12 protein-coding genes are annotated in these 12293 nt (G+C 60.7%); 10 read left to right on the top strand and 2 right to left on the bottom strand.

Annotation, left to right across the window (positions count from 1 at the left end; all coding sequences use genetic code 11):
- The first annotated feature begins 140 nt into the window (after nucleotides 1-140).
- The 6 genes from tkt (at nucleotide 141) to fba (ending at nucleotide 6603) form a co-directional block, all read left to right on the top strand.
- A complete protein-coding gene (gene tkt, locus J2Y83_RS26795; RefSeq protein WP_253399852.1) occupies nucleotides 141-2138 on the top strand; it encodes a transketolase in 1998 nt (665 codons plus the stop codon).
- Between the two features lie 209 nt (nucleotides 2139-2347).
- Nucleotides 2348-3403: an erythrose-4-phosphate dehydrogenase gene (gene epd, locus J2Y83_RS26790; RefSeq protein ID WP_253399851.1), complete on the top strand. Its 1056-nt coding sequence runs from the start codon at nucleotides 2348-2350 to the stop codon at nucleotides 3401-3403.
- Nucleotides 3404-3430: 27 nt separating this feature from the next.
- Entirely contained in the window at nucleotides 3431-4594 is a 1164-nt protein-coding gene (locus tag J2Y83_RS26785; protein ID WP_253399850.1) for a phosphoglycerate kinase, read from the top strand.
- A gap of 26 nt (nucleotides 4595-4620) precedes the next feature.
- Nucleotides 4621-4848 carry a hypothetical protein gene (locus tag J2Y83_RS26780; protein ID WP_253399849.1) on the top strand — a complete coding sequence of 76 codons (228 nt, stop codon included), beginning with the start codon at nucleotides 4621-4623 and terminating at the stop codon, nucleotides 4846-4848.
- 60 nt (nucleotides 4849-4908) lie between these two features.
- Nucleotides 4909-5241, top strand: a complete 333-nt coding sequence (locus tag J2Y83_RS26775; protein ID WP_253399847.1) for an MliC family protein — start codon at nucleotides 4909-4911, stop codon at nucleotides 5239-5241.
- Between the two features lie 297 nt (nucleotides 5242-5538).
- The gene (fba, locus tag J2Y83_RS26770) at nucleotides 5539-6603 is read left to right on the top strand and encodes a class II fructose-bisphosphate aldolase (RefSeq protein ID WP_247404048.1); all 1065 of its coding nucleotides are present in this window, start codon (nucleotides 5539-5541) and stop codon (nucleotides 6601-6603) included.
- A gap of 238 nt (nucleotides 6604-6841) precedes the next feature.
- Here the strand turns inward: fba and J2Y83_RS26765 are convergent, their stop codons facing one another.
- Nucleotides 6842-7507 (bottom strand): polysaccharide lyase family 7 protein, encoded by a 666-nt coding sequence (locus tag J2Y83_RS26765; protein ID WP_253399845.1) that lies wholly within the window; start codon nucleotides 7505-7507, stop codon nucleotides 6842-6844.
- A gap of 312 nt (nucleotides 7508-7819) precedes the next feature.
- On the opposite strand from J2Y83_RS26765, the gene J2Y83_RS26760 reads away from it, so the two are divergent.
- Genes J2Y83_RS26760 through J2Y83_RS26750 form a run of 3 tightly spaced genes read left to right on the top strand, consistent with a single transcriptional unit; the run spans nucleotide 7820 to nucleotide 10785 of the window.
- On the top strand, nucleotides 7820-9925 hold the full coding sequence (locus J2Y83_RS26760; protein ID WP_253399843.1) for a putative bifunctional diguanylate cyclase/phosphodiesterase: 2106 nt from the start codon (nucleotides 7820-7822) through the stop codon (nucleotides 9923-9925).
- 43 nt (nucleotides 9926-9968) lie between these two features.
- Nucleotides 9969-10469 carry a M48 metallopeptidase family protein gene (locus tag J2Y83_RS26755; protein ID WP_010207148.1) on the top strand — a complete coding sequence of 167 codons (501 nt, stop codon included), beginning with the start codon at nucleotides 9969-9971 and terminating at the stop codon, nucleotides 10467-10469.
- Between the two features lie 19 nt (nucleotides 10470-10488).
- Nucleotides 10489-10785: a winged helix-turn-helix domain-containing protein gene (locus J2Y83_RS26750; RefSeq protein ID WP_247404038.1), complete on the top strand. Its 297-nt coding sequence runs from the start codon at nucleotides 10489-10491 to the stop codon at nucleotides 10783-10785.
- Nucleotides 10786-10900: 115 nt separating this feature from the next.
- Here the strand turns inward: J2Y83_RS26750 and J2Y83_RS26745 are convergent, their stop codons facing one another.
- On the bottom strand, nucleotides 10901-11353 hold the full coding sequence (locus J2Y83_RS26745; protein WP_253399841.1) for a GNAT family N-acetyltransferase: 453 nt from the start codon (nucleotides 11351-11353) through the stop codon (nucleotides 10901-10903).
- A gap of 202 nt (nucleotides 11354-11555) precedes the next feature.
- Here J2Y83_RS26745 and J2Y83_RS26740 point away from each other — a divergent pair, with 202 nt between their 5' ends.
- On the top strand, nucleotides 11556-12293 hold the full coding sequence (locus tag J2Y83_RS26740) for a substrate-binding periplasmic protein (protein ID WP_253399839.1): 738 nt from the start codon (nucleotides 11556-11558) through the stop codon (nucleotides 12291-12293).

Raw genomic sequence — 12293 nt, 5'->3', positions numbered from 1 at the left:
CGAGTTCTGCAGGCGATTGCCGGGCAAACCGCAGGAAAAACACCCTCAAGTGACTATCTGTCATTGCCCGCAGGCGGTGGCTGAGGGAAAATGCCGGTCCTTTTTTCCGTTTCTTTTATTCAACCCTCAGGAGAACAGCGATGCCCAGCCGTCGTGAGCGTGCCAACGCCATTCGTGCCCTCAGCATGGATGCCGTGCAAAAAGCCAACAGCGGCCATCCCGGTGCCCCGATGGGCATGGCGGATATCGCCGAGGTCCTTTGGCGTGACTACCTGAAACACAACCCGAGCAACCCATCGTTCGCCGACCGTGACCGCTTCGTGCTGTCCAACGGCCACGGCTCGATGCTGATCTACTCGCTGCTGCACCTGACCGGCTACGATCTCACCATCGACGATCTGAAAAACTTCCGCCAGTTGCACAGCCGCACTCCGGGTCACCCGGAATTCGGCTACACCCCAGGCGTCGAGACCACCACCGGTCCCCTGGGCCAAGGCCTGGCCAACGCCGTCGGTTTCGCGCTGGCTGAAAAAGTCCTGGGCGCGCAGTTCAACCGCCCCGGCCACGACATCGTCGACCACCACACCTACGTATTCCTGGGTGATGGCTGCATGATGGAAGGCATTTCCCACGAGGTCGCCTCCCTGGCCGGCACCCTGGGCCTGGGCAAGCTGATTGCCTTCTACGACGACAACGGCATCTCCATCGACGGCGAAGTCGAAGGCTGGTTCACCGACGACACCCCTAAGCGTTTCGAAGCCTACAACTGGCAAGTGATCCGCAACGTCGACGGCCACGACCCGGAAGAAATCAAGACCGCCATCGACACCGCCCGCAAGAGCGAGCAGCCGACCCTGATCTGCTGCAAGACCACCATCGGTTTCGGCTCGCCGAACAAGCAAGGTAAAGAAGACTGCCACGGCGCCCCACTGGGTGACGCGGAAATCGCCCTGACCCGTGAAGCGCTGAAGTGGAACTACGGCCCGTTCGAAATCCCGGCCGACATCTACGCCGAATGGGATGCCAAGGAACAAGGCCTGGCCACCGAAGCTGAGTGGGACCAGCGTTTCGCCGCCTACTCCGCCGAATTCCCGGAGCTTGCCAATGAGCTGGTACGTCGCCTCGCCGGTGACCTGCCTGCCGACTTCTCGGAAAAAGCCTCGGCCTACATCGCCGAAGTCGCGGCCAAGGGCGAGACGATCGCCAGCCGTAAAGCCAGCCAGAACACCCTGAACGCCTTTGGCCCGCTGCTGCCTGAGTTCCTCGGCGGTTCGGCCGACCTGGCCGGTTCCAACCTGACCCTGTGGAAAGGTTGCAAAGGTGTTTCCGCCGAAGACGCCAGCGGCAACTACATGTACTACGGCGTGCGCGAATTCGGCATGAGCGCGATCATGAACGGCGTGTCCCTGCACGGCGGCCTGGTGCCTTACGGCGCGACCTTCCTGATGTTCATGGAATACGCGCGCAACGCCGTGCGCATGGCCGCGCTGATGAAGAAACGCGTGATCCACGTGTACACCCACGACTCCATCGGCCTGGGCGAAGACGGCCCGACCCACCAGCCGGTCGAGCAACTGACCAGCCTGCGTACCACGCCGAACCTGGATTGCTGGCGCCCAGCCGACGCGGTCGAATCCGCCGTGGCCTGGAAACACGCGATCGAGCGCAAGGATGGCCCTTCGGCGCTGATCTTCTCGCGTCAGAACCTGCAACATCAGGTGCGCACCGACGCGCAGATCGCCGACATCAGCCGCGGTGGCTACGTGCTCAAGGACTGCATCGGCGAGCCGGAGCTGATCCTGATCTCCACCGGTTCCGAAGTCGGCCTGACCGTTCAGGCCTACGACAAACTGACTGCCCAAGGCCGTAGCGTGCGCGTGGTGTCCATGCCCTGCACCAGCGTGTTCGAAGCCCAGGACGCGGACTACAAGCAATCGGTATTGCCGTTGCAGGTCAGTGCGCGTATCGCCATCGAAGCGGCCCACGCCGACTACTGGTACAAGTACGTGGGCCTGGAAGGCCGCGTGATCGGCATGACCACCTACGGTGAGTCGGCGCCGGCGCCAGCCTTGTTCGAAGAGTTCGGTTTCACCCTGGAAAACATCCTGGGTCAGGCTGAAGAGCTGCTGGAAGACTAAAAGCGCGAACGCGGTGGCCAACTGGCTGCTGCACACAGATGTGCGGTGGCGACTGCCCATCGCACCCACTGTAGGAGCGAGCTTGCTCGCGAAGAACGAGAGAGCGCCGCGTCAAACCAGAGACGCTGCGTTATCGTTGACGATCTTCGCGAGCAAGCTCGCTCCTACATTGGTTAGATGGTTTGTGTCGCCCACACTGCGAGAACCCCATGCCCCAACCGCGTCCCTACAAAGTTGCACTCAACGGCTACGGCCGCATTGGTCGTTGCGTCTTGCGTGCTCTGTTCGAGCGAGGGCCGGCGGCCGGGTTTGAGATTGTTGCGATCAACGATTTGGCCGACATGGCCAGCATCGAATACCTGACACGCTTTGACTCCACCCACGGCCGCTTCCCCGGCGAAGTGCGGGTCGACGGCGATTGTCTGCATATCAATGGCGACTGCGTGAAAGTGTTGCGCAGTGCCACCCCCGAGGGCATCGACTGGGCGGCGCTGGGCGTCGACCTGGTGTTGGAATGCTCCGGTGCCTATAACACCCGTGCCGACGGCCAGCGTTTTCTCGACGCCGGCGCACCCCGCGTGCTGTTTTCCCAGCCGATGGCCAGCGAGGCGGATGTCGACGCCACCATCGTCTACGGCATCAACCAGGATTGCCTGACCGGCGCTGAGCGGCTGGTGTCCAACGCCTCCTGCACCACCAACTGCAGTGTGCCGCTGTTGCGCCTGCTGGATCAGGCGATCGGCGTGGACTACGTGTCGATTACCACCATCCACTCGGCCATGAACGACCAGCCGGTGATCGACGCTTATCACCACGAAGACCTGCGCCGCACGCGTTCGGCGTTTCAGTCGGTGATTCCGGTGTCCACTGGTCTGGCGCGCGGCATCGAACGACTGTTGCCGGAACTTGCCGGGAGAATTCAGGCCAAAGCCGTGCGGGTGCCGACGGTGAACGTGTCCTGTCTGGACATCACCATGCAAACCGTCAGCGACACCGATGCGGTGGAGGTCAACCGGATTCTGCGCGACGCCGCCGCCAGCGGCCCGCTCAAAGGCTTGTTGGCCTACACTGAATTGCCTCACGCCAGTTGTGATTTCAACCATGACCCGCATTCGGCGATTGTCGATGCCAGCCAGACCCGCGTTTCCGGCCCGAGGCTGGTAAACATCCTGGCCTGGTTCGACAACGAATGGGGGTTTGCCAACCGTATGCTGGACGTCGCAGAGCACTATCTGCACATAGCCTCCCCAAAATCCGTTCTCTAATTCAAAGACTCTCAGGAATTGCCACCCATGACCGTGTTGAAGATGACCGACCTCGATCTGCAAGGTAAACGCGTACTGATCCGCGAAGACCTCAACGTCCCAGTCAAGGACGGTGTTGTCACCAGCGATGCGCGAATCCTGGCCTCGCTGCCGACCATCAAGCTGGCCCTGGAAAAAGGTGCGGCCGTGATGGTTTGCTCCCACCTGGGTCGTCCGACCGAAGGTGAGTTCTCGGCTGAAAACAGCCTCAAGCCTGTGGCCGATTACCTGAGCAAGGCCCTGGGCCGCGACGTGCCGCTGGTAGCTGACTACCTGGGCGGCGTCGACGTGAAGGCCGGCGACATCGTGCTGTTCGAAAACGTGCGCTTCAACAAGGGCGAGAAAAAGAACAGTGACGAACTGGCCCAGCAATACGCCGCCCTGTGCGACGTGTTCGTGATGGACGCTTTCGGCACCGCTCACCGTGCCGAAGGCTCGACCCACGGCGTGGCCAAGTTCGCCAAGGTCGCGGCTGCTGGCCCGTTGCTGGCTGCCGAGCTGGAAGCACTGGGCAAGGCCCTGGGTGCGCCGGCCCAGCCAATGGCGGCCATCGTGGCCGGCTCCAAAGTCTCCACCAAGCTGGACGTGCTCAACAGCCTGAGCCAGATCTGCAACCAACTGATCGTCGGCGGCGGCATTGCCAACACGTTCCTGGCCGCAGCCGGCCACCCGGTGGGCAAGTCGCTGTACGAGCCGGACCTGCTGGACACCGCGCGTGCCATCGCCGCCAAGGTCAGCGTGCCGCTGCCGGTGGACGTGGTCGTGGCCAAGGAATTCGCCGAAAGCGCCGAAGCCACAGTCAAACTCATCGATGACGTAGAGGCCGATGACATGATCCTGGACATCGGCCCGCAAACCGCGGCCAACTTCGCAGAGCTGCTGAAAGCCTCCCGGACCATCCTGTGGAACGGCCCGGTCGGCGTGTTCGAGTTCGACCAATTCGGCAACGGCACCAAAGTGCTGGCCAAGGCCATCGCCGAAAGCTCGGCATTCTCCATCGCCGGCGGCGGCGACACCCTGGCGGCCATCGATAAATATGGCGTTGCCGACCAGATCTCCTACATTTCCACCGGTGGCGGCGCGTTCCTCGAATTTGTCGAAGGTAAAGTCCTGCCTGCCGTTGAAGTCCTGGAAAGCCGAGCCAAAGGCTGAGGCAGATCAGGAAAAGGAGCATTCCCATGATCAAGTCGTTGGCACTGGTGATCGCAGCGGGCCTGTTGGCCGGCTGCGGCAGCACGCCGAGCGCGGCGCCGGCGCCTGGAAAAGCGCTGCCTGCGCAGAAAAAAAACTGCTACCAGGCCGATTGGCAAGCCGAGACCATGCCGGTGATCAACAAGCGCATGGGCAACGAACGGCTGGAGAAATACGACTCTGCGCCCAACGGTCAGGAACAGGGTTGCCCTTGACGGGTCTGATCAACTAACCGACAGCAACGCAGACCTTGGGCCTGCGTGCGAGGATTGGCAATGAAAGGCGTTTTCGCCCTGGCAGCACTGGCCCTACTGGCCGGTTGCAGCAGCATGAACATGTTCAACAAGGCAGAGCCTGCTGACAAATGGACGACCTGGACCTGCGACAGCAAGGCCGAGGTCAACTGGCGCTTTGCCAACCCGGCCCACACCGGAGTGGACGTCCGCCTCGGCGGCTCGCCCCAGGTTTACCGCCTCAAGCAGGACGTGGCGGCGTCGGGTGTGCTGTACAGCAACGACCAGTTGGCGTTTCACACAAAAGGTGAGGAAGGCCTGGTTTACTGGGTGGCCACTGACGATCTGATCGGGCGTGGCTGCAAAGCCCAGTAAACAAAACACGGTCTCAAAATTAATGAGACCAAAATGTGGGAGGGGGCTTGCCCCCGATAGCGGTGGGTCAGCCCCCCGCGATGTCGACAGGTAAACCGCCATCGCGGGCAAGTCGAATCGTCGCACCGCCCCTCCCACATTGATCCGGTTCCAAAGTGATACAAGCGGTGAACCGGACAGTGAAAAAACGATTCAGCAAGCCAGGCATGCAAAGCCTGACCGGCAATAACTTGAATAGCAGCCGCCGCTACGGCAGGCTTGCACGATTAACGACCCTCGACCGGGAGAGACAACACAATGGCACTTATCAGCATGCGTCAAATGCTGGACCACGCAGCCGAGTTCGGCTATGGCGTCCCAGCTTTTAACGTCAACAACCTTGAGCAGATGCGCGCCATCATGGAAGCCGCTGACAAGACCGACTCCCCAGTGATCGTCCAGGCCTCGGCCGGTGCGCGCAAATATGCTGGCGCCCCGTTCCTGCGTCATCTGATCCTCGCCGCGATCGAAGAATTCCCGCACATCCCGGTGTGCATGCACCAGGACCACGGCACCAGCCCGGACGTGTGCCAGCGTTCCATCCAACTGGGCTTCAGCTCGGTGATGATGGACGGTTCCCTCGGCGAAGACGGCAAGACCCCGACCGACTACGAATACAACGTGCGCGTCACCCAACAAACCGTGGCCCTGGCTCACGCCTGCGGCGTATCGGTTGAAGGCGAGCTGGGTTGCCTGGGTTCCCTGGAAACCGGCATGGCCGGCGAAGAAGACGGCATCGGCGCCGAAGGCGTGCTGGATCACAGCCAGATGCTGACCGATCCGGAAGAAGCTGCCGACTTCGTCAAGAAGACCCAGGTCGACGCCCTGGCCATCGCCATCGGCACCAGCCACGGCGCCTACAAGTTCACCAAGCCACCGACCGGCGACGTGTTGGCCATCGACCGCATCAAGGAAATCCACAAGCGCATCCCCAACACCCACCTGGTGATGCACGGTTCTTCCTCGGTGCCGCAAGAATGGCTGGCGATCATCAACCAGTACGGCGGCGACATCAAAGAAACCTACGGCGTGCCGGTTGAAGAAATCGTCGAAGGCATCAAGTACGGCGTGCGCAAGGTCAACATCGACACCGACCTGCGCCTGGCGTCCACCGGCGCGATGCGTCGCCTGATGGCCACCAACCCGAGCGAATTCGACCCACGTAAATTCTTCGGCGCCACCGTGACGGCGATGCGCGATGTGTGTATCGCACGTTATGAAGCGTTTGGTACTGCGGGCAATGCTTCGAAGATCAAGCCGATCTCGTTGGAAGCGATGTACCAGCGTTACCTGAAAGGTGAGTTGAACGCCAAGGTGAACTGAGCCTCAGGCGTTTAAAAAAGAAGCCCGCAGCGATGCGGGCTTCTTTTTGGCTGGGATTTGATCCGCTTGCAGGTCGCGCTCGGCGAATCGTGTAGGACGAGCCCTTAACCCTCAGTCGACGCAGGACACATGTGGGAGCCGGGCTTGCCCGCGATGGCGGACTGTCAGCCCGCCCGTTCGGTCACTGACCCACCGCCATCGCGGACAGCGCCGACTTAAAGATCAACCAAGCCTGCGTTCACTCGTGATCGATATCCAACTTGGCAAACGTCACCCGTGCGCCTTCCTTGCTGTCGCCACTGTTGTCCTGCACATACGTCCCCGCCTTGAAATACAGCAGCTTGCTGCCCCATGCCGCGCCAATGCGTTCGTTCCACTCATCGTCGGCGGCGTACACGCTGAGCAAGCCGGCTTTATTGAGGTTGATGGTGTACGTAAAGCTCTTCTCCAGCGGCACATTGGAGGCGACGATGATCACCCGGCTTTCATCCTCGTCCGGGCGCATGCGGACCTTGGCGACGATGTTGCCGGTCTGGGTTTTTTCCTTGAATTGGTATTCCAGCTTGATCAGCGGTTTTTGGCTGTCATAGGCGTGGATCTGGCCGATGACGATTTTCCCGGAGGAGGGCACCTGATTGACGGTCAATGTGGCGCGTAGATAATTGTCGGCTTCGGGGTAGGTCCAGTTGCGCAGGCGACCATCGGCGTAGGTTTCGCGCAGTTCGCTGCGGGGGTAAATGGCGTTTTCGGTGCGGGTGCCGGTGACGGGTGTCCAGAATTGCACGTTGCTGCCTTCGGCCTGGAAATATTGGTCGTTGAAACCATTCATCAGCTTTGGGGTGTCGATCGTCGTGGGGGGCGAGCCGACCGGAATGCTTAGGTTCCAGGTGGAAAGATCAATCATGGCGTAGGCCTTTTTACAGATAGGTGTAGGCTTTGGCCCTTGGGCCAGACAGCATCTTTATAGGCGGTAGCCCACCGCTTGTTAATCAATGACTGGCAAGTTATTGGCGCCAAGGGAATGTCAAAAAGCCATGTTCCGCATGAAACGTGGGCTGTAGAGGTTGACCGTTAGTCGGCTTACCAGTTTTTGGCGCAATGATGGCACCCGCGTCACTTCTGATTTTTGGGAACCAAGGCTAGAGTGAGACCTCAGTGCTTGCCTGGTTTTTCTGTCAGAACTGACCGGTGCGGCACCTTAAGGAAGAGACGTAGCATGGAATGCGCTCCACACCCAGGCGATGGTGGTTCGGTTCTTCTGGTGGTCGATGACTACCCGGAAAACCTGATCAGCATGCGTGCCCTTTTGCAGCGTGATGACTGGCAGGTGGTGACCGCCGGTTCCGGCCTGGAGGCTCTGGAGCTGTTGCTCCAGCACGAAGTCGACTTGGTGCTGCTCGACGTAATGATGCCCGGCATGGACGGTTTTGAAGTCGCCCGCCTGATGCGCGGCAGCCAGCGCACGCGCATGACACCGATCATCTTTCTGAGCGCCAATGCGCAATCGCCGGCCGCCGTGCTGGAGGGTTATGCCAGCGGTGCCATCGACTACATGTTCAAACCCTTCGACCCGCATATTCTCAAGCCCAAGGTTCAGGCGTTGCTGGAGCACCAGCGCAATCGCCGGGCCTTGCAGCGCCTGAGTCATGACCTGGAATCCGCCCGCGCCTTCAACGCCTCGGTGCTGGATAACGCCGCCGAAGGCATCCTGGTGGTCAGCGAGGCGGGCGTGATCGAGTACGCCAACCCGGCGATTTCGCGTCTGCTCAATGCCACGCTCCATGAACTCAAAGGCCAGGACTTCCTGGGTTTCCTGCAAAAACCCCATGTGCCGGCCTGGCTTGAGTCGCAGATGTGCGCCAGTTACCGCTGCGGCGAAACCTGGCGCTTGCACGATGCGATCTTGCGCACCGGACGTGGTCAGCAGGTGCCGGTGGCGCTGTCCTGTGCGCCATTGCCTACCGAGCGAAAGGCCATGGTGGTGACCGTGTTGGACATGTCCGAAGTTCGCCATTTGCATCAACAACTGGAATTCCAGGCGGTGACCGACCCGCTGACCGGCTTGTTGAACCGCCGTGGTTTTTACCAGGCGGTGGAAAACTCGCTGCTGCGCAGTGATCGGACCGAGCAGTCCTTGGTCTTGCTGTACCTGGACCTCGACGGCTTCAAGCGGGTCAACGATTCGCTGGGGCATGACGCCGGTGATCGGGTGCTGCGCTGGGTCTCGGAACAGTTGCAGAGTTGCCTGCGTTCCTACGACATTCTCGGACGCATGGGCGGGGATGAGTTCACGGCGTTGCTGGAGCTGGAGTTCCCCGAGCAGGCAGCGAAGATTGCCGAGAAACTGATCGAGCGCGTGTCTGTTGGCCAGCAGGTTGACGGTTTGGAGGTGATGCTCGGGGTCAGCATCGGCATCGCGACTTTCCCGGATTGCGGCTCGGACTTGAGTGGCCTGTTGCGTGCGGCTGACATCGCCATGTATGAAGCCAAGCGTGCGGGGCGTCAGCAATATCGCTATTACGATCAGGAAATGAACGGCCGCGCGCGCTCGCGTCTGATGCTCGAAGACAGCGTGCGCAGCGCCATCCAGAACAAGGATTTCACCCTGGTGTACCAGCCGCAGGTGTCCCTGGAGGACGGCCATCTGCGCGGCGTCGAGGCATTGTTGCGCTGGCAGCACCCGAGTGTCGGCGATGTACCGCCTGGGCTGTTTTTGCCGCTGCTGGAAGAGGCGCGGCTGATCAGTCAGTTGAGCGCCTGGATCTACCACCAGGTCGCTTCCCAGCGCCAAGCGTGGCAAGCCGCGTTCGAGGATGAGCTGGTGTTGAGCGTGAGCCTGAGCGGCAGCCAGTTCAACATGCCCAACCTGGCGAGCCAACTGCAGCAGGTGCTCGACCGACATGGGTTGCAGGGGCGCCAGTTGGAAGTGGAAATCGGTGAGGACAGCCTGATGCATAACCTCGAAGAGTCCGCCAAGCAGCTCAAGTTGCTGCGTGCGGTTGGGGTGCGCATCGCCCTGGATGACTTCGGTTCCGGCCACTGTTCCCTGGCCCACCTGCGCGACCTGGAGTTCGACACGCTCAAGCTCGACCGCCAATTGATCGCGTGCCTGCCGGGCTCGGCGCGGGATGCGGCGATGGCCCGCAGCATTATCGAGTTGTGCGGGCATTTCGGCGTGCTGGTGGTCGCCGAGGGCGTAGAGACGCAGGAGCAAGCCCAGTGGCTCAAGGCCAATGGTTGCGCGTTTGTCCAGGGACCGTGGGCGGCGCAGCCGTTGATGGCCGAGGCGGTGGTCGACTGGTCGCGCGCCCGTTCCGGTTGAATTCGCTACACTGGCGCCCATTCGAACCCTGTTGCAGACCTCAATGACCGCACTGAAATACCTCCAGGCTTACCCCGCAGCCCTCCAGGAGCAAGTGCGCCAACTGATCGCCAAGGACCAGTTGGGCGCCTACCTGGAACAGCGTTACCCCGAACGTCACGCCGTGCAGAGCGATAAAGCCCTGTACGCCTACGCGCTGGCTTTGAAGCAGGAGCACCTGCGCAACGCGCCGGCCATCGACAAAGTGCTGTTCGATAACCGCCTTGATCTGACCCACCGCGCCCTCGGCCTGCACACCACGATCTCGCGGGTTCAGGGCGGCAATCTGAAGTCCAAGAAAGAAATCCGCATCGCCGCGCTGTTCAAGGAGGCTGCCCCGGAGTTTCTGCGCATGATCGTGGTACACGAGTTGGCGCACTTCAAGGAATCGGACCACAACAAAGCGTTCTACAAACTCTGTGAATACATGATGCCGGGCTACCATCAGGTGGAATTCGACCTGCGTGTGTACCTCACGTATCGCGATCTGCAGGGCAAACCCTGACTTTCCAAGGCGGTTGACCATGGATGTGAGCAAGACCAAAAGCAGCTTCTACCGCCGCCTGTACGTGGCGTATTTGATCGACAGCCAGCAGGCCAGCAGCGTGCCGGCGCTGACCGAGGTGACGGGCATGCCCCGGCGCACCGCGCAGGACACGATTGCGGCGTTGGCGGATCTGGATATCGTCTGCGAGTTTGAGCAGGAAGACGGCGCGCGCAATCATGCGGGGCATTATCGGATTCGCGATTGGGGCGCGATTGATCGGGGGTGGATCGAGGCGAATCTTGCGTCGATCAAACAGGTATTGGGTTATCCCTGAGGCTTGGCGGTCGCTGGGCTGACGCTATCGCGAGCAAGCCCGCGCCCACATTTAACCGCGTACACCGTTTGGAATGCGCGCGAATGTGGCAGCGGGCTTGCTCGCGATGGAGCCATCAGGCGCGCCGCATGCCGATGTGGGGAATATCGTCTTCAAGGTATTGCTCGCCCGCCACCAAAAAACCATACCGCGCGTAATAACCCTGCAGATGCGCCTGGGCTGACAGAAAGATCGGCGTCTCTGGCCAGATATCGTCGATCTGCTTGAGTGCTTCTTCCATCATCAAATGCCCCAGCCCGGTGCCGCGAGCCATCGGTGCCACGATCACCCGGCCAATCACCACATCCCCGGCCTGGGTTTCCGGGTCCAGCAGACGCAGGTAGGCCACCAGTTCATCGTCTTTCCAGGCCATCAGGTGGTGGGTATCGCCTTGCAGGTCCTGCCCGTCGATGTCCTGATAGAGGCACTTTTGCTCGACGACGAAGACCTCGCTGCGCAGGCGCAGAATGGCGTACAGCTGTTCCTTGCCCAGCTCGGTGTGATGTTTGCAGACCCATTCGACTGTCATAGTGCGGTTCTCTTGGAAGTGTCTGTCCCGGATAGTAAGCGCGGTAGGTACTTCTGTCTAAATCAGCTATTTTTGTCAGTGACGTCAATCTGCCATCATTGTGTGCATTCAGCGCCGGGTTCTTTGTGTAATCTGAGCTACTGTTAGATCCTCAGGCACTGCCTGAGTCAAGGCCACCACCTGCCCGCCAAGGATTTTAAGCATGCCGCGATTCTCTCGTGCCGTTGCTTTGATTGGAATGTTGTTGATGGCCCAGCCGGCGTTTGCGCAGCGTCTGCGCCTGGTGGCGGATGCCTGGCCGCCCTTTACCGATGCCACCTTGATCAATGGCGGGCTGGCTACCGATATTGTTAGCACGGCCTTGGCCCGCGCCGGTTATGCCAGTGATTTCGAGCAGGTGCCCTGGGCCCGCGCGTTGATGGGCGTCGGCGATGGGCGCTACGACGTGTTGGTCAACGCCTGGTATGACGACGCGCGCACGCATCTGGGGCAGTTTTCCGCTGGATACCTGATCAACCGCTTGGTGTTTATCAAGCGCCGCGACGATCCCATCGAGTTCCAGAACCTTGAGCAATTGCACGACTACCCCATCGCCGTGGTGCGCGGGTATGCGTATTCAGCGGCGTTTGACCAAGACCCCCAGTTACAGAAAATCCCGGTGCATAACTTCGCCATGGCGGTGCGCATGCTCGTCGCGCGTCGGGTACGCCTGACGGTGGAGGACGAATATGTCGCCCGCTATTACCTGGCACAGGAGTCGGCGCGGGTGCGTAACTCGGTGGAGTTTTTGCCGCAGCCGTTGAGTGAAAACAGCCTGCATATTCTGGTCAGCCTGAAGAACCCCGAGCATGAGCAGATCGTTGCCAGCTTTGACCGCGAGATTGCCAAGATGAAGACCGATGGCAGCTACGCGCGGTTGATGAAGCAGCACGGGATGTAG

It is taken from the genome of Pseudomonas marginalis, assembly GCF_024169655.1.
In the GTDB taxonomy this organism is placed as follows: domain Bacteria; phylum Pseudomonadota; class Gammaproteobacteria; order Pseudomonadales; family Pseudomonadaceae; genus Aquipseudomonas; species Aquipseudomonas paraveronii.
This window is presented reverse-complemented; position numbering and strand designations above follow the sequence as displayed.